This window comes from Streptococcus caprae, assembly GCF_042649745.1.
Classification (GTDB): Bacteria; Bacillota; Bacilli; order Lactobacillales; family Streptococcaceae; genus Streptococcus; species Streptococcus caprae.
Genome location: NZ_JBHRZV010000003.1, coordinates 1 through 16,651 on the forward strand (window position 1 = coordinate 1; position 16,651 = coordinate 16,651).

The 16,651-nt window shown below is 45.3% G+C and carries 18 protein-coding genes; 15 read left to right on the forward strand and 3 right to left on the reverse strand.

The features are described from left to right. A partial coding sequence (locus ACFORF_RS00665; protein WP_380424334.1) for a transposase family protein occupies positions 1–328 on the reverse strand: 328 nt, incomplete at its 3' end. A gap of 196 nt (positions 329–524) precedes the next feature. Between ACFORF_RS00665 and ACFORF_RS00670 the strand changes: the two genes are divergently transcribed. From ACFORF_RS00670 to ACFORF_RS00705, 8 genes are all read left to right on the forward strand, one after another. Further along, the gene (locus ACFORF_RS00670; RefSeq protein WP_380424424.1) at positions 525–1,868 is read left to right on the forward strand and encodes a DEAD/DEAH box helicase; all 1,344 of its coding nucleotides are present in this window, start codon (positions 525–527) and stop codon (positions 1,866–1,868) included. Positions 1,869–1,979: 111 nt separating this feature from the next. After that, the gene (locus ACFORF_RS00675) at positions 1,980–2,804 is read left to right on the forward strand and encodes a transporter substrate-binding domain-containing protein (protein ID WP_380424336.1); all 825 of its coding nucleotides are present in this window, start codon (positions 1,980–1,982) and stop codon (positions 2,802–2,804) included. A gap of 100 nt (positions 2,805–2,904) precedes the next feature. After that, complete coding sequence (locus tag ACFORF_RS00680; RefSeq protein ID WP_380424338.1) at positions 2,905–3,717, forward strand: amino acid ABC transporter permease; 813 nt, start codon at positions 2,905–2,907, stop codon at positions 3,715–3,717. Beyond that, positions 3,714–4,460, forward strand: a complete 747-nt coding sequence (locus ACFORF_RS00685; RefSeq protein WP_380424340.1) for an amino acid ABC transporter ATP-binding protein — start codon at positions 3,714–3,716, stop codon at positions 4,458–4,460. The genes ACFORF_RS00680 and ACFORF_RS00685 overlap by 4 nt, the downstream gene beginning before the upstream one ends. A gap of 499 nt (positions 4,461–4,959) precedes the next feature. Beyond that, positions 4,960–5,427: a DUF401 family protein gene (locus tag ACFORF_RS00690; RefSeq protein WP_380424342.1), complete on the forward strand. Its 468-nt coding sequence runs from the start codon at positions 4,960–4,962 to the stop codon at positions 5,425–5,427. After that, positions 5,364–6,098, forward strand: a complete 735-nt coding sequence (locus tag ACFORF_RS00695) for a hypothetical protein (protein WP_380424344.1) — start codon at positions 5,364–5,366, stop codon at positions 6,096–6,098. The genes ACFORF_RS00690 and ACFORF_RS00695 overlap by 64 nt, the downstream gene beginning before the upstream one ends. 189 nt (positions 6,099–6,287) lie before the next feature. Then, a complete protein-coding gene (locus ACFORF_RS00700) occupies positions 6,288–7,334 on the forward strand; it encodes a zinc-binding dehydrogenase (protein WP_380424346.1) in 1,047 nt (348 codons plus the stop codon). Positions 7,335–7,486: 152 nt separating this feature from the next. Next, positions 7,487–7,894, forward strand: coding sequence for an acyl-CoA thioesterase (locus ACFORF_RS00705; protein ID WP_380424348.1), 408 nt, complete (start codon positions 7,487–7,489; stop codon positions 7,892–7,894). Positions 7,895–7,951: 57 nt separating this feature from the next. Here ACFORF_RS00705 and ACFORF_RS00710 read toward each other — a convergent pair whose 3' ends face one another. Next, positions 7,952–8,680: a DUF554 domain-containing protein gene (locus tag ACFORF_RS00710; RefSeq protein WP_380424350.1), complete on the reverse strand. Its 729-nt coding sequence runs from the start codon at positions 8,678–8,680 to the stop codon at positions 7,952–7,954. Positions 8,681–8,798: 118 nt separating this feature from the next. Here ACFORF_RS00710 and ACFORF_RS00715 point away from each other — a divergent pair, with 118 nt between their 5' ends. From ACFORF_RS00715 to ACFORF_RS00740, 6 genes are all read left to right on the forward strand, one after another. After that, positions 8,799–9,677, forward strand: coding sequence for a LysR family transcriptional regulator (locus ACFORF_RS00715; protein WP_380424352.1), 879 nt, complete (start codon positions 8,799–8,801; stop codon positions 9,675–9,677). 105 nt (positions 9,678–9,782) lie between these two features. Beyond that, positions 9,783–11,258: a UbiD family decarboxylase gene (locus ACFORF_RS00720; protein WP_380424354.1), complete on the forward strand. Its 1,476-nt coding sequence runs from the start codon at positions 9,783–9,785 to the stop codon at positions 11,256–11,258. 48 nt (positions 11,259–11,306) lie between these two features. Continuing rightward, complete coding sequence (locus tag ACFORF_RS00725; RefSeq protein ID WP_380424356.1) at positions 11,307–11,876, forward strand: UbiX family flavin prenyltransferase; 570 nt, start codon at positions 11,307–11,309, stop codon at positions 11,874–11,876. Between the two features lies 1 nt (position 11,877). Beyond that, positions 11,878–12,279, forward strand: a complete 402-nt coding sequence (gene lpdD / locus ACFORF_RS00730) for a prenylated flavin chaperone LpdD (protein ID WP_380424358.1) — start codon at positions 11,878–11,880, stop codon at positions 12,277–12,279. A gap of 97 nt (positions 12,280–12,376) precedes the next feature. Next, the gene (locus tag ACFORF_RS00735; protein ID WP_380424360.1) at positions 12,377–12,820 is read left to right on the forward strand and encodes a MarR family winged helix-turn-helix transcriptional regulator; all 444 of its coding nucleotides are present in this window, start codon (positions 12,377–12,379) and stop codon (positions 12,818–12,820) included. Beyond that, positions 12,792–14,153, forward strand: a complete 1,362-nt coding sequence (locus tag ACFORF_RS00740) for an MFS transporter (RefSeq protein ID WP_380424362.1) — start codon at positions 12,792–12,794, stop codon at positions 14,151–14,153. The genes ACFORF_RS00735 and ACFORF_RS00740 overlap by 29 nt, the downstream gene beginning before the upstream one ends. A 51-nt stretch (positions 14,154–14,204) precedes the next feature. On the opposite strand, the gene ACFORF_RS00745 is transcribed toward ACFORF_RS00740, so the two are convergent. Continuing rightward, entirely contained in the window at positions 14,205–15,581 is a 1,377-nt protein-coding gene (locus ACFORF_RS00745; protein ID WP_380424364.1) for a subtype B tannase, read from the reverse strand. 167 nt (positions 15,582–15,748) lie between these two features. Here ACFORF_RS00745 and ACFORF_RS00750 point away from each other — a divergent pair, with 167 nt between their 5' ends. Beyond that, positions 15,749–16,501, forward strand: coding sequence for an IclR family transcriptional regulator (locus ACFORF_RS00750; protein ID WP_380424366.1), 753 nt, complete (start codon positions 15,749–15,751; stop codon positions 16,499–16,501). Positions 16,502–16,651 lie beyond the last annotated feature (150 nt).

Here is a 16,651-nt window from a genome sequence, read left to right on the forward strand (position 1 = left end):
TTTTCTGATTGAGAATGACGGGAATTTGGTGGTTTTTCTTGACCAGTGAAGTTTCAGCGACAGCCATTTTTCCGCAATTAGGACAGCGGAAACGGCGCTTACTTAGACGAATCAGGGTTTTATAGCCAGCACAGTCCAGGTAGGGTATTTTGGATGGTTTCTGGAAGTCGTACTTGGTCATCTGTTCTTGGCAATGTTGGCATTTTGGGGCAGGGTAGTCCAGCTTAGCGATGACTTCCTTGTGACTTCCAGCATCGATATAGTCTGAAATCGAGATATTAGGGTCTTTTATTCCGAGTAGGTTTGTGATAAAATTGAACTGTTCCATATGAGTCTTTCTAATGAGTTGTTTTATCGCTTTTCATTATAGGTCATATGGGACTTTTTTTCTACATTCAAAAAGGCTCCATAATCTCTGCAGGGGAGCTACCCACTACAGAAATTATAGAGCCTTTTTGGTTTAAATATGCTATAATAGAATGATAAAACTCAGCGAGTCGTGAGATTCTGCAGAAAGGACTATGATGTCATTTAACGATTTTAATTTTAAACCTTACATTCAGGAGGCCTTGGAGGCGATTGGTTTTAAAAACCCAACTCCTGTCCAACAAAAGTTGATGCCGGTTGTCCGTTCAGGTCGTGACCTGGTCGGCGAGTCAAAGACAGGTTCTGGCAAGACCCATACCTTCTTGCTCCCTATTTTTGAACGCCTGGATGAGACCTTGGAAGAAGTCCAGGTTGTCATTACGGCACCATCGCGTGAGTTGGCAACCCAGATTTACCAGGCAACCCGCCAAATAGCAGAGCATGCCGAACAGGAAATCCGTGTGGCTAACTATGTGGGAGGAACGGACAAGCAACGTCAGCTCGATAAGCTTAAGGTCAGCCAACCCCACATCGTCATCGGGACACCGGGTCGTATCTATGACCTAGTGAAATCAGGGGATCTCAGTATTCATAAGGCCAAGACCTTTGTCGTCGATGAGGCGGATATGACCCTCGATATGGGCTTCTTGGATACGGTGGATAAGATTGCCTCCAGCCTGCCTAAGCAGGTCCAAATCCTGGTCTTCTCGGCCACCATCCCGCAAAAACTGCAACCCTTCTTGAAGAAGTATCTCAACAATCCTGTTATGGAGAAAATCAAGACAGAGACTGTCATTGCGGATACAATCGATAATTGGTTGGTTTCGACCAAGGGTCGTGAGCGTAATGGTCAAATTTTAGAAATGGCCAAGATTCTCCAGCCTTATTTGGCAATGATTTTTGTTAATACCAAGGAACGGGCGGATGACCTGCACAGTTTCTTGGTAACCAACGGGCTTAAGGTCGCTAAGATACACGGGGGAATTCTACCACGTGAGCGCAAGCGCATCATGAACCAGTTCAAGAATTTGGACTATGAATACATCGTAGCGACGGATTTGGCAGCCCGTGGTATTGATATCGAAGGGGTCAGTCATGTCATCAACGATGCTATTCCACAGGACTTGTCCTTCTTTGTTCACCGGGTTGGACGGACTGGACGAAACGGTTTGCCGGGCACTGCCATTACCCTTTATCAACCGAGTGATGACTCTGACATTCGTCTTTTAGAAAAGCAGGGAATCAAATTTGTTCCTAAACAAATAAAAGACGGTGAGTTTCAGGATACCTATGACCGTGATCGTCGCCTCAACCGTGAGAAAAAGATGGTCGCTCCTGATACTGAAATTATCGGTTTGGTTAAGAAGAAAAAGAAGAAAATCAAGCCAGGCTATAAGAAGAAAATCGAGTGGAAGGTTGCTGAGAAACGTCGTAAAGAACGTCGTGTGGAAGCTAGAGCCAAGGGCCGTGCAGAGCGTAAAGCCAAACGCCAAAGTTTTTAAACTTTTCCAACTGATAAGTAAAACCTATCTATGTGATAAAAAATAACTATTATGCAGGTCTCCTTTGTCATGATAAACTGAAAGGAAGTTACGTGATAAAGGAGATTTATAATGAAAAAAAGTTTAGCCTATGTGTTGACACTGCTTAGTCTTTTAGTGATTGGTCTAACCCTGACATTGCCAGTCGATGCAGCTTCCAAAAAGAAAACGATAGTTCTTGCAACTGATTCCGATACAGCCCCTTTCACCTACAAGGAAGATGATAAGTTTAAGGGCTATGATATTGAATTAGCAAAGGCTATTTTCAAGGATTCTAAGGACTATAAATTGACCTTTGAAACAGTGCCTTTTTCTTCCATCTTAACGGGGATTGATGCAGGGCGCTATCAGTTGTCTGCTAACAATTTCAATTACAGCGAAGAACGTGCAGAAAAGTACCTCTTCTCTGATCCGATTTCCAAGTCTAACTACGCAACGGCAACTAAGGACGGAGTGACCTATGATTCGCTTGACGATCTTTCCGGTAAGTCAGTAGAGCTCTATACAGGTTCTAACTATGCGGCTGTTCTTGAAAAATGGAACAAGGAACATACGGATAAAACGCCGATTACCATCAACTATGTTGCCAACAGTGTGACCCTGGCTCAGCGCTTGCAAAACGTAGAGTCTGGTAAAATTGACTTCCTCTTTTATGATGCCATTTCTTTGAAAACCGTTATTGAAGACCAGGATTTTGACCTCAAGGTGACCAATATAGAAGGTTCAGTCGGTGGTGACAAGGATGGCCTGGAGTACATTTTATTTGCGGATGATGCGGAAGGTAAGAAATTGCAGAGCTTTGTCAACAAGCGTATCAAGGCCCTCAAAAAAGATGGAACAATGAAGAAACTCAGTAAAAAATACTTCGGTGGAGATTATGTATCTTCACTAGATTAACCATACCTTTGGTAAGGTAGGAGACGAGGGGTGCCCGAAATCCTTTGAGCAGTCTCTCGCCTCCGTTTTTCTATCAATGCTGATTTAGATAAGGAAAATTATGACTCATTATTTTTTAGCCCCTGCCTGGTACCAAAACCTGGTAGATAAGATTCCAGCCGGAAAACTCTTTTCATGGCAGTCCGTGTTTGATGCGATTCCAAATATTTTGGCTCGTCTTCCTATCACGCTTAGCCTAACCCTTGCCGGTGCCTTTTTTGGTTTAATTTTGGCCTTGGTGTTTGCCATCGTTAAAATCAACCGTGTGAAAATTCTCTACCCCATTCAGGCTGTCTTTGTCAGCTTTTTGCGGGGGACACCGATTTTGGTTCAGCTCATGTTGACCTATTATGGGATTCCTTTGGCCCTTAAAGCGATCAATATCAAATACGGTTTTGATTTTAATATCAATAATATTCCTGCTGAGTTTTTTGCCATTGCGGCCTTTGCCTTTAACGAGGCTGCCTATACCAGTGAGACCTTGCGGGCAGCGATTCAGTCGGTTAACCCTGGTGAGATTGAGGCGGCACGCAGTCTTGGGATGACCAATGTTCAGGTTTATCGCCGTGTTATCATTCCAAATGCGGCTGTCATTGCGACACCGACTTTGATTAACAGTTTGATCGGTCTGACTAAGGGAACTTCTCTGGCCTTTAATGCGGGTATCGTGGAGATGTTTGCCCAAGCACAGATTATTGGTGGTTCGGACTACCGTTACTTTGAACGCTATATCTCAGTAGCCATTGTTTACTGGATTATCAGCATTGCGATTGAGAATTTTGGTCGTTTCGTTGAAAATCGGATGGCCATTAAGTCACCAGTGAGCAATCTGGCAAGTGACAAGGATGATTTGACAGGAGGTTTTGGGGCATGATTACCATTAGCAATTTAACCAAAGAATTTTCAGGTCAAAAGGTCCTCGACGGTCTCAACTTGGAGATTAAAAAGGGAGAAGTTGTGGCCCTGGTCGGAGCTTCAGGAGCGGGGAAATCAACTTTCCTACGGTCGATGAACTATTTGGAGCAACCGGATTCTGGGACAATCGACATTGACGGTTTCAAGGTTGACTTTAATGCCATCAGCAAGGAACAAATTTTGACCCTCCGCCGTAAGTTGGCCATGGTTTTCCAACAGTTTAACCTTTTTGAACGTCGAACAGCGCTTGACAATGTCAAGGAAGGCCTCAAGATTGTTAAGAAGATGAGCGATGCCGAGGCTACTGTCCTTGCCAAGCAAGAATTGGCCAAGGTCGGTTTATCAGACCGCGAAAATCATTACCCTCGCCATCTTTCCGGTGGTCAGAAGCAGCGGGTAGCCTTAGCGCGGGCCCTAGCCATGAAGCCGGATGTCCTTCTTCTCGATGAACCTACATCAGCCCTGGACCCAGAGTTGGTCGGAGAGGTTGAAAAGTCAATCGCTGATGCGGCTAAGGCGGGTCAAACCATGGTTCTGGTGAGTCATGACATAGCCTTTGTCTATCAAGTTGCTGACAAGGTTCTTTTCCTAGAAAAAGGAAAGATTTTAGAGCAGGGGACGCCGGAGGAAATCTTCAATCATCCCAAAGAAGAACGGACCAAGGAATTCTTTGCTAGCTATTCTCGTAATTTTCAAGAGTAAAATCAATGGAAAAATCCTGAGAGAACCGATGAGGTTCTCTTTTTGTCTAAAGTAGAAGACTTGCGTCCTATCCTCATTAATGCTTAAAATTTCTATTGAGAAATCTGGTTCACGTAGGGAGAAGAGGTTTGACAAGGACACTTAGAAATCTTTTGTTTTATAGTTATTTGAATTAGCCTTGCTACATTGTTGTTTTCGACTTGCCGTACTCGAGTACTGTCTGCGTCTCATGCTTTGTCTCAAAGTTCTTCATTCGACTATACCCTTTAGCGAGACTAGGAATAAGATTAAGATAGGATTTGCTAGTGTTTAAAATACAGGTCCATACCCGAAAAATATTATGTCGAAATTTTCAAAAAATAAAGAGAGGAAACTCAATTTTTTATGCTATAATAGGGTCATTGAATGAATGGGAGAGCCTATGTTACTGATAAACCTTGCCTTGGTATTTGGTCTGATTGTGACCGTCTTAGTGTTTTGAAAACCGCTTTATCTAGCCTTGACTTTGGGGATTGTAGCGACGATTGTGCTGTATCAACTGAGTTTGGGTCAAGTGTGGGAGGCAATCCATAACTTTCTGACCAATCATGATTCTCTGGCTATTTTGCTGTCCATGTATTTGATTACCTTCTTGCAGAAGATGTTAGAGAGTCGTGACCAGATTAAGCTCGCAGAAGGGGATTTGTCTAGGCTCTTTCAGAATCGGCGCGTGACAATCTCAGGGGCATCGCTGGTTATTGGGCTCTTGCCATCTGCAGCCGCCATGGTACTCTGTGCCGATATCGTCAAGAACCAGACGGACGAGTATCTGGAGAAGGAGGAGCAGGCCTTTGTGACCTCTTGGTTCCGCCATACCGCCATATTCCAGAGTCTAGCCTGCCGACCTATCCCAGTGTCCTTCTCATGGCGAGTTTGTCAGAGGTCGCCATTTCCAGGTTTATGGCCTTTATGGTTATTCCTTTTTTGACCCTCTACGCCATTGGTTACCTGCGCTATCTCCGTCGGGTTCCGAAGGAACCTTCGGGGAAAATAGCAGAGCGGCACTGGCAGTCTGACCTGGTCCAATTATTCCAGCATCTCTGGTCTCTGCTCTTAATCATCTTCTTGATTTTGGCCTTCAGGGTCGAGGTGGTGCCAGCTGTTTTGATTTCGATTGCCCTGGCTGCGGTGGTCTATCGTTTTAGCCTCAAGGAACTGGTTTCTTTCTTCTTTGCATCATTTGAGGTGAAGTTGTTAGCCAGTATGGCTTTTGTGCTTTATTTCAAGGAATTTCTCAATCTGACAGGAGCTCTGGCGAGTTTGCCGGATGCTTTATCTGGTCTGCCATTGCCAACCTTTTTGATTTTCGTCATTCTCTTTTTCTTGGGAGGGATTATCAGTGGCGCCAGTGGCATTATTGCGCTGGGGACACCACTTGCCTTTGCGGCTATTTCGGATGGTGGGGTGGCCTTGCTGGTGCTCCTTATGTGTTGTGCCCATGCGGCTAGTCAATTGTTCCTTGTTCATGTTTGCTTGATAGTGGCTTCGGAGTACTACGGCATCAGCCTGGGTGATTTGATGCGCAAGACTTTGCCAGCGTCCCTGACCTTTATTGTGCTGATGATAGGGTATTATCTAGCGCTTAACGTCGTTTTCTAGGAATTCTGGCTCAAAAGGCCAGTTTTTTCTTAGCTATGCTATGTCTCAAATCAATAATATCGACTAAATTCAGCAGACATGGCAAGAAAATTAAATGAAGGCTCATAAGATTTTAGTAGTGTATCAAGTATTTGATTTTGGCTGGGAATAGGTGTAAACTAGTGATAATTTTATCTGAGGAGGGTAAGTATGAAAACAGCTATTTTTGAAAAGGCAGGATCCATGATCCTGGAAGAAGTAGCCAAGCCAGTAATAGAAGCTGAAGACGATGTCATTATCCGTATCGTGCGGTCTTGCGTCTGTGGTTCAGATCTCTGGTCCTATTCACATGGTGATGCTAAGGATGCGCATTCACTGAATTCGGGACATGAGGCACTAGGAATTATTGAGGAGGCAGGTTCTGCCATTACGACAGTTAAACCTGGAGACTTTGTTATTGTTCCCTTTACCCACGGTTGTGGGGAATGTGATGCCTGCCGTGCAGGTTTCGACGGCTCTTGTGACCGTCATGTGCCGGGAAATAATTTTTCACGTGGCTTTCAGGCGGAGTACATCAAGTTTCACTATGCTAATTGGGCCCTGATTAAGGTACCTGGCCAGCCTTCTGACTATACTGAAGGCATGCTCAAATCCCTTTTGACCCTTGCAGATGTGATGCCGACAGGCTACCATGCAGCCCGTATGGCCCAGGTTGAAAAGGGAGACCGTGTCGTTGTTATTGGGGATGGTGCGGTTGGACAATGTGCAGTTATCGCAGCTAAATTTCGCGGTGCTTCGCAAATTATCATGATGAGCCGTCACGCGGATCGCCAAGCCTTGGCCCTTGAATTGGGAGCTACTGCTGTTGTTGCAGAACGTGGTGAAGAAGGGATTGCTAAGGTTCGTGAGATTTTAGGTGGTGGTGCTGATGCAGCCCTGGAGTGTGTGGGAACAGAAGGTTCCTTGGAACAGGCCATGGGTGTTCTTCACAATGGTGGTCGAATCGGCTTTGTCGGAGTGCCTCACTATAATAGCTATGCTATTGGCTCGACCTTTGTAAAAAATACTCTTATCGGTGGCGGACCAGCATCCGTGACGACCTATGTTAAGCAAATCTTGCTAAAGGCCGTTTTAGATGGAACCATCAATCCAGGTAAGGTCTTTACAGAAAGCTATGCCCTGGCTGATATCAACCAGGCCTATGCTGACATGGCTGACCGCAAGACCATCAAGTCTATTTTGGTCGTTAGCCAGTAAGTTGTTTTCTCAGAGAGTCAGTTGCGACTGATTTTTCTGTAACTATATGATTCACGCTAACTAATAAATACTGAGCAGGCTCCCTAGACTTGCTATAAGCAATAATTCTAGAGATTTTGAAAGAATCAAGGAAGGATAGAAAGCGAAGGAATATGGGACCTTATCTCCATTTTGTACAATACTATGAAACGGACCGCATGGGTATCACCCATCATTCTAATTACATCCGTTGGATGGAGGAGGCCCGTACCCACTTTCTAGCTGAAATCGGCTGGCCCTATGACAAACTTGAGGAGTCTGGTATCATTTCACCAGTGACCAGTCTAAACTGTGATTACAAGCAGACCTCAACTTTTGCGGATGAGATTAGCATCACTCTGTCTGTTGTGGCTGTAAAAGCCGCAAAATTGAGCCTGGCCTATCAGATGATTAACCAAGCTGGAGTTGTTGTTTGTCAAGCGACCTCTGAACACAGTTTTTTACAGCAGGATGGTGGTTTTGTTAACCTTAAAAAGGACTATCCCAACTTTTTCCAGGCCCTAAAAGCATTAGAAGACTAAACAAACACCCCTAGGATTTTTCCTAGGGGTGTTTATATATGAATTAGCTCTGCTATGTTAGAGAAGACTTAGGATAACGTTGGCCCAGAACCAAGAGAAGGGCATGACCAGAATCATGGCTGGAATCATATCCGCAACAGGGAACATTTTGACTTGGATCATACGGAAACCGGTCGCTAACATGAGAAAGCCACCGCAGGCCTTGAAGTCATTGATCATGGCTGGATTAGTATAAGGCACGATAAAGACTGAGGCAAAGAAGAGGCAGACAAAGAAGAGGAATTGAGGAATGGAAATGAGGGACACGACATAACCGAGGTTGCAAGCAAAGATGGCTGCTGTGAAGAAGTCCAAGATAGATTTGGAGATGAGAATAGACGAATCTCCAGTCATCCCAGCTACGAGTGAGCCGTAAATCCCAGTCCCTGAAGCACAGAAGAGAACGATAACGGTAACCAATTGGGCGGTAAAATCTTCATCGCTGAGACCAGTTGGCTTGGTTTTGATAAATTTGGAAATCAGTCCCTGCATCCAACGACCAAACCCGTTAAAGGCTTGTCCTAAATGGCAGGCGAGACCGACTACAGTTCCCAAAATCAGAGCAAAGATTACAGCTGGCATGTTTTCCATCTTGGCAATGGAGGCAATCCCCATCCCCATAGAACAGACCCCGAAAATCATGTTGATTTGTGTCTTAAAGTCGTCTGATAATTTGTGGCCGACCAGACCACCGGCAAGTCCTCCCAAGAGGACAGAAAGTCCATTGATAATAACGCCAGTTGGCATAAGATAACCTCCTATAGGGCTTTTAGCCCTCAAATATTCTTATTATATCACTGATTTTTTGAAGAACAATTCTGTTTTTTATGGTATACTATTCCATATCGGAATAGGAGTTGTAATCATGAATCGGCAACGATTGGAATATTTTGTAGACCTTGCAGAAACTTTGAATTACACAGAGACGGCAGAGCGACTTTTTACCAGTCAGGGGAATGTGTCTAAGCAGATTCTAGCCCTGGAAAAGGAATTAGGCGTCCAGCTCTTTGTACGGGAACACCGGCAGATTCGTCTGACGGACGTTGGCAGAGATGTCCTGACTGAAGCGCAAGAAATTCTACGTTCTTATGAGGATTTGGATAAGGTGGTCAGCACCCATAAATTCAAAGCCAACCATCATATTATCTTGCATGGGATTCCAACCATGTCATCCTATGGTATCACTAGTCTCATTGGCCAGTTTCATAAACACTATCCTCAGTATGACCTCTCTATTGAGGAAGAAGAAGGGACGGATTTGTCTCGGTCCTTGCGTCAGGGGCATTGCCACCTGATTTTTAATCGTTATTTTGAAGGAAGTTTGCCAGAGGAAGACTATCTGGTTATCGATAAAGATGAGCTGGTTGTGGTTCTTCCCCAGGGACATAAAATGGCAGAGCAGGCTGAACTAGACTTGGCTGATTTAAAGGACGAAACCTTTTTAGAGCTCGGCCATTCATCAAAACTCTATGGCAAAATGATTGAGTTGTGCCAGGCGGCAGGCTTTACCCCTAAGATTTCTTACCAGGGTAAGCGCGTCAATTATATCCTGGAGTTTGTGGCCCAAGAGATGGGCATTTCCTTGATGATGAAAAGGAGTATCGCTAAGGAAAACCTGTCACAACTCGTTATCCGCCCGCTGAAAACACCGTTGATCTGTCAATTGTGCTTGGTCAAGGGGGCAACGGATTCACCAGCAGTAGAAAAATTCTGGGAGTTTGTCCAGAAGGCTTTGGAAAATTAAGAAGAACCTATTCCATTTTGGAATAGGTTCTTCTTAAACTTGAATTGTTTTTTTGAGAGAAAAGAACTAAAATGGCTGGTGTTAATACGAAAGCGAGGAAAACTCATGACTGAAAAACTATATGACCTTCGTCAGGTCTTGGAAGATTTGAAAGATATTCCTGGACAACTCCATGAGACAGATGTGGAAATCGATCCCCATGCAGAAATCTCTGGTGCCTACCGCTACATCGGTGCGGGTGGTACCGTTATGCGTCCAACCCAAGAAGGACCAGCTGTTACCTTCAACAACATCAAGGGCTTTCCTGGTGTCCGTGTCAACATTGGTACTATGGCTAGCCGTAAGCGTGTAGCCCACATCCTTGGTCATGATTACAAGACCTTGGGACACTTGCTCAATGAAGCGGTGAAAAATCCAATTGAACCCGTTAAGGTTAGCCGTGAAGAAGCACCTGCTCAAGAAGTGGTTCACTTGGCAACAGATGAAGGCTTTGATATCCGTAAACTGATTGCTGCACCTACCAACACTGAGTACGATGCAGGTCCTTATATCACAACTGGTTTGGTCTTGGGTTCAACACCTGACAAGTCCATGAGCGACGTTACGATTCATCGTATGGTCTTGGAAGATGCAGATACAATCGGTATCTACATCATGCCTGGTGGTCGTCACTTAGGAGCTTTCTTGGCAGAGCACCAAAAACTCAACCAACCAATGCCTGTTACTATCAACATCGGTCTTGACCCAGCTATCTTGATTGGGGCAACCTTTGAACCACCTGCAACGCCACTTGGTTACAACGAATTGTGGATTGCGGGAGCTCTGCGTAACCAAGCTGTTCAAGTCGTGGACAGTGTAGCGATTGACGAAGTTGGGATTGCCCGTTCTGAGTTCATCATCGAAGGGGAGATTTTGCCAAGCGAAACCATTCGTGAGGACATCAACACCAATACAGGTCATGCCATGCCAGAATTCCCTGGGTACAACGGCCCAGCCAACCAAGCTCTTAGCGTAATCAAGGTAAAAGCTGTAACTCATCGTAAGGACAACCCAATCATGCAAACTACGATTGGTCCTTCTGAAGAGCACGTGTCTATGGCCGGTATTCCAACCGAGGCTTCTATCTTGAACTTGGTTGATAAAGCCATTCCTGGTAAAGTGCCAAACGTATACTGCCCACCTGCAGGTGGTGGTAAATTCATGGCCATCCTGCAAATCCGTAAGGAAAACCCAGCAGACGAAGGAATCCAACGCCAAGCAGCCCTCCTTGCCTTTTCAGCTTTTAAAGAATTGAAGACGGTTATCTTGGTAGACGAAGACGTGGATATCTTTGATATGAACGACGTGATGTGGACAATCAATACTCGTTTCCAAGCCCACAAAGACATCATGGTCTTGGAAGGTATGCGGAACCACCCGCTCGACCCATCTGAAACACCTGAGTATTCACCAGAATACATCCGTGTCAAAGGGATGTCCTCTAAACTCGTCTTGGATGGTACCGTTCCATTTGACATGAAAGACAAGTTCAAACGAGCTCAGTTCAAAGAAGTTCCAGACTGGGAAAAATACTTGAAATAATAACACCAGCCAGTTGGCCTGTCCAACTGGCTTTTAAAGGATAAGACTATGACACGAAAAAAACGGATTATTGTGGCGATTTCGGGTGCCTCAGGGACCATATATGCCATCAATCTACTTCGGAAATTAAAAGCAAATCCAGACATTGAGACCCATGTGGTCATGAGTGACTGGGCGCGTGAAAATTTAAAAATCGAACTCGATATGTCTCACATGGAATTTGAAAGTCTTTGTGATGTGCTCTATAGCAATAAAAATCTGGGTGCCAAGATTGCATCAGGGTCCTTCATCACAGATGGCATGGTCGTCGTACCGGCATCCATGAAGACTGTAGCAGGAATCGCCTGCGGTTTTTCAGACAATCTGATTGGACGGGCAGCTGATGTGATTCTAAAGGAGCAACGCAAACTCATTCTTGTGCCACGGGAGACACCTCTCAACACCATTCATCTGGAAAACCTGACCAAACTATCAAAAATGGGCGTTCACATCATCCCGCCAGTCCCAGCCTTTTACAATAAACCGGAGACTATCCAGGACATCATCGACCACAATACCTACCGTCTCATGGACGCTCTGGGCATTGAAAATGACTATGGTCATCGTTGGGAGGGCTAGGATGGAACAAACCTTTACTTTAACAGAATCTGGCTTTCAGATGGAGGCTAGCGCTCAGTTTGTTGGGGCGGATTTGCTGATTGTTTTGACAGGGGGGAGTCATCCCCACATCGGAACAGTGACGACTTATTGTAAGGAGACAGCTGACAAGCAGACCACTCGGTTTCCAAGTCACTCAGGCCGCTTCCACAAGGATGATGTTCTAGCCGACGTCATTCTGGAAGCAATTGTTGCGCTTTTGCCACAAAATGCGACCATTACCTCAGGCATCCATGTCGATGGCATTACCAAGGAACAGATTCAGGCCTCTTTCGGGATGGCACAACATCTGGGACAACAGATAGCTGATTGGCTTCAGACTATCTCTTTCGATGCGGATAAGCCTACTTATTACAAGAAATAATGGATTTCCTTGAAAAAATACGGATTTGACAAATCAGGTATTTTTTCTTACACTATTGTTTGTTAGCTTGCTAACAAAATGAACTTAAGGAATGAACATGGAAACGATTGGACGTTTGATTCAGCGGGCTTCTCACCAGCTGAGCCGCAATTTTGACCGCTTTGCCAAGCCCTATGGGCTGACAGGCACCCAGGTCGCTATCATCGACTTTCTTAGCCGGGGGGAAAAAGATCTCTACCTGCAACGGGATATTGAGCAGGAGTTTCATATCCAGCGCTCAACGACAACAGTGCTCCTACAAGGCATGGAGAAAAAGGGATTGATTACCCGTCAGACCCTAGCCAGTGATGCCAGACAGCGGTCGGTGCATTTGACGGAGAAATCCAAAAGCTTGGCCCAGGATTGCTTGCAGTATTTTGCAGCAGAAGAAGCGCGATTACAGAGCCGATTCACCGCCCAGGAACGGGACCATTTTCAAGCAATTTTACATTTTATCATCCAAGGAGGAACCAATGACAACCCAACACGTGACGGTCTCTAAAGAGACCAACGGAGCTGTTATCGCAACAGCCTTACTTGCCTTTTGTGGTATCTTATCAGAGACAGCCATGAACGTGACCTTCTCTCATTTGACCGAGGTCTTTCATCTCTCGCTCGGGAGTCTACAGTGGATCACGACTGCCTACCTTTTGGCGGTTGCCATCACCATGACCACCAGTGCTGCCCTCAAGCAAAACATGAAGGAGCGGACCATTTTCACCCTAGCCTTTGCCTTTTTCGTGGCAGGAAGCATCGTCGCTATCCTGACCAACCAGTTCTGGCTCATGATTGTCGGTCGTCTGATGCAGGGTGTCGGTACGGGGATGGCAATGCCGCTCATGTTTAACATCATTGCGGAGCGTGTGCCACTGGAACGGATAGGTTTTTACATGGGGATTGGTGGCCTTATCATCGGGCTCGCACCAGCCTTTGGTCCGACCTACGGTGGCCTTATGATTGCCAATTTCCCGTGGCAGTGGATTTTCATTGCGGTCATTCCGATTGCAGTTTTGGCCTATGTCATCGGTTTTCTCTTTTTGGAAAATAGCAGAGCTGAAAAGCAAAAGCGTCCGTTCAATTTCCTTAGCTTTATCATGCTGGTGTTTGCCCTGTCTGCCCTGCTCCTTGCGACCAGCAGCCTTGAGGCTGGTCAGATGAACTGGCTTTATGTGGTCATCTTTGCAGTTGCCCTAGCTATTTTTATCATCCTGGCCCTCAAAGATGCCAATCCTTTCTTGGATATTCGACTCCTGGGTAATCCACTGGTTCTGTTTGGCCTCTTGCCCTTTGCCATCTTCCAGTTTGTCAACCTCTCTGTCAACTTTGTCATTCCCAACTTTTTGACCATGGGTCTGAGTGTGTCTAGCTCCATGGCAGGTTTCTCTCTCTTACCAGGAACCTTGCTGGGAAGTGTGACCGTTCCCTTCTTGGGAAAACTCTATGATGAAAAAGGCCCACGCCTGTCTCTGTATGCAGGAAATGTCATCTTCTTCCTATCAATGGTAGTGATGAGCCTCTTGACCAAGAGTCTGGTCTTGTGGTCCATTATCGTCATCTACATTGTCTTTACCATGGGACGAAACATGGCCTTTAACAACACCATGGCAGCGGTTCAAAGCCAATTGCCACGTGAAAAGTCTGCGGATATTACCGCTATTTTCCAGATGATTCAGCAGTTCGCAGGGGCTTTTGGAACAGCCATCTCAGCCGTTCTAGTAGAAAGTGGTGGCGATGTTATGACGGGTAGCCAGCATGTCTTCTTCCTCATGACAGTCCTAGTCGTTTTAAACTTCATCTTTTACAAGCTGATGTTCAAACAATTTAGCACAAAATAGAAAAAAGTCCGACTCAGTCTGAACTGGTCGGATTTTTTGTATGGATAGTCCTTATTGGCAAATGCTGTCAATCCAGGCAAAGAGTTGGTCTAGGTCGTAGTCGCCGTCGTGTTCCACTCCCCATGGGGCCTGATAATCGACAGAGTGTCCGTATTTTTCTAGCATGAGGCTTAAGATGGCTGAAATGGCTAGAGAGGTATCGCGGTCTCTTTGACCATGGCGGATACGGATGTGGGCAGCCTTGCCAGCCTGCTCATCTGCAATGTAGTGCATGGGGTTCATGAGTTTGACGATTTGCGGATCGGCTAAGGGCTGGTCTGAGGTGGCTTGCTCTTTTGTAAAGCTTGTAAAGTGTTTAAACTGGTGCTGACGGTCCCCGAAGAGGTCATTTTCACCACTGTCACAGCTAAGAGCATCAAAGGCTGGTGGTGTTTTCATCCGCGTGATGTCGGCAGCAAAGCCAGCCAAGTCAAATGTCTCTGTGGTCAGCCAACCGATTCGTTCCAAAGGAATACCAGCCTGCTCTGCCGACTGACGGAGGATATCTCCAAGATGGTCTGCATAACTCCCATGGCCATCGACATCTAGCTGCAAGGCTCTGCCATTGCCATCCGTCAACTCCAAACTGTTAAGATAGGCAGGAAAGGCTGCCTTGAGTTGATCAGAGAGGTTGAGCTGGCTAGCTGTCAAATCGCCATCTTCAGGAATGAAGTCTGGTCGACCGCCTGCTCCAATAACGATGTTGGTCCGTGTATAGGCGTGAACACTGTTGAACTGCCATTCGTAGGCCATGTCGGCGTGTTCGAGATTGGTGATGGGACAATAGCAGGAAGCCGCTAAGACACGGTCGGTTGTTTGAGCTGCCCCAATCTCTGTCAAATAGGGCTCGTAGTCAGGATGGTCAATGGTTGTCGCAATGAGAGAGGATAAGGCACCGCCTGCACTGGTACCGTTCGTGATGATTTTATTTTGGTCACCAGGAAGGACATCTGAGAAGGCATGGAGGTAGCGGATAGCCGCCTTATAGTCGACTAATCTAGCTGGAGCCTTGCCGGTCCAATTGCCAGCCTCGTCGCATAAAGTACGGCCACGAAGAGCTGGGCTAACCACGACATAGCCATGGTCAATAGCCCAAAAAAGACTGTTAATAGTTCCAGGAGGGGCAAAGAGGTTGTAGCCAGGCTCTGCCATTTCCCCTGGCATATAGCCACCAACCGCGTTTGGCACAAAAACTGGAGCGGTCTCGAGATTATAGCCATTGAGGGACTCTCCATGGTAGTAGGCCTCGGGAACATAGATTGCTAATTTTTGATAGTCAGGAACAAGGGGATTATCGACGTAGGGGATGTCTGTGAAAGCTCGGTAACGAATTGTGGTCCCTTTGAGGGTAAGTTCCTTGACGGTGTAGGCTTGCGGGTCAAAATACATGGTGAATCTCTTAGGTGTTTTTAAATTTCAGTCTAGCAGAAAGTAGATTAGGGAGCAATTCAAAAATATTTTTTCATCATTCCAAGGTAGAATAGAAAAAGTTTTTTGCCTATCAGATAGTGGAAAATATGGTATATTTAAGTATACGATTATAAAAAGGAGTCCTAATGTCTAAGAGTCAGTACTTACTAACATCCTTACAAAAATCTCTAAAAGTTCTTGATGTTCTCAGTCAAGCAGATGAGATGACCTTGACCGAAATTAAGGAGAAAACAGGATTCGATAACACGTCTATTTATCGGATGCTCTATACACTTGAATTAGAAAATTATATTGAAAAGACGCCTAAATCTACTTATCATCTAGGGACTAAGTTCATTTCGTATGGCGAAAAGTTAAAGAGCCGATTCAGTATTGCTACTCTAATTAAGGATGATATGGCGGACCTGGCTAAGAACTTGGGGCAAACCATTTATCTAGGGACCCTGACTAATACAGGGAAAGTTGCCTTTATCCATCGTGAGGATAGCCCGTCAGGCGTTCAGGTGAGTGTACCCGCTGGTCATTCTACCAAAGCTTTTAATTCTGCTTTAGGAAAAATTCAGCTTGCTTTTATGAGCGATCAAGAGCGTCTCGAGTACTTAGAAAAATTTCAAAATATTCTCAGTGACGAACAAATTCTAGCCCTGCATGGAGAATTGAATCAGGCTAAAGCCTTAGGCTATACTATTGACTGTGATGAGCACTTTAAGGGCTTCGGTTCATTTGCAGTTCCTATCTTAGATGATAAAGGTGCTTGTCAAGGGGCTTTGGGAATTGTAGCTGTAGCCAGCCAAATCAAACTCCTGATCGACGCTTATCTACCTCAAATGACAGCGGCTGCTCATGCCATGACTTCGAAAATTTCCAGTAAACCATAGATAGCAACAGCGATTTTTAGAATTGCTGTTTTTTCATGTCCTAAAAAAATTTAAAAATTGGAAAAAAGTTTCCTGAAAGCCTTTACAAGAAAAATCATTTTGCTTTAATTCGTATAAAGAAAAAAATATTTCGTAAAGCGACAAATAAAA

Bases quoted from the DNA above. Each gene is read 5' to 3' on its own strand.
- ACFORF_RS00670 (WP_380424424.1), top strand. From the start codon at position 525: ATGTCATTTAACGATTTTAATTTTAAACCTTACATTCAGGAGGCCTTG.
- ACFORF_RS00675 (WP_380424336.1), top strand. From the start codon at position 1,980: ATGAAAAAAAGTTTAGCCTATGTGTTGACACTGCTTAGTCTTTTAGTG.
- ACFORF_RS00680 (WP_380424338.1), top strand. From the start codon at position 2,905: ATGACTCATTATTTTTTAGCCCCTGCCTGGTACCAAAACCTGGTAGAT.
- ACFORF_RS00685 (WP_380424340.1), top strand. From the start codon at position 3,714: ATGATTACCATTAGCAATTTAACCAAAGAATTTTCAGGTCAAAAGGTC.
- ACFORF_RS00695 (WP_380424344.1), top strand. From the start codon at position 5,364: ATGGCGAGTTTGTCAGAGGTCGCCATTTCCAGGTTTATGGCCTTTATG.
- ACFORF_RS00700 (WP_380424346.1), top strand. From the start codon at position 6,288: ATGAAAACAGCTATTTTTGAAAAGGCAGGATCCATGATCCTGGAAGAA.
- ACFORF_RS00705 (WP_380424348.1), top strand. From the start codon at position 7,487: ATGGGACCTTATCTCCATTTTGTACAATACTATGAAACGGACCGCATG.
- ACFORF_RS00710 (WP_380424350.1), bottom strand. From the start codon at position 8,680: ATGCCAACTGGCGTTATTATCAATGGACTTTCTGTCCTCTTGGGAGGA.
- ACFORF_RS00715 (WP_380424352.1), top strand. From the start codon at position 8,799: ATGAATCGGCAACGATTGGAATATTTTGTAGACCTTGCAGAAACTTTG.
- ACFORF_RS00720 (WP_380424354.1), top strand. From the start codon at position 9,783: ATGACTGAAAAACTATATGACCTTCGTCAGGTCTTGGAAGATTTGAAA.
- ACFORF_RS00725 (WP_380424356.1), top strand. From the start codon at position 11,307: ATGACACGAAAAAAACGGATTATTGTGGCGATTTCGGGTGCCTCAGGG.
- lpdD (WP_380424358.1), top strand. From the start codon at position 11,878: ATGGAACAAACCTTTACTTTAACAGAATCTGGCTTTCAGATGGAGGCT.
- ACFORF_RS00735 (WP_380424360.1), top strand. From the start codon at position 12,377: ATGGAAACGATTGGACGTTTGATTCAGCGGGCTTCTCACCAGCTGAGC.
- ACFORF_RS00740 (WP_380424362.1), top strand. From the start codon at position 12,792: ATGACAACCCAACACGTGACGGTCTCTAAAGAGACCAACGGAGCTGTT.
- ACFORF_RS00745 (WP_380424364.1), bottom strand. From the start codon at position 15,581: ATGTATTTTGACCCGCAAGCCTACACCGTCAAGGAACTTACCCTCAAA.
- ACFORF_RS00750 (WP_380424366.1), top strand. From the start codon at position 15,749: ATGTCTAAGAGTCAGTACTTACTAACATCCTTACAAAAATCTCTAAAA.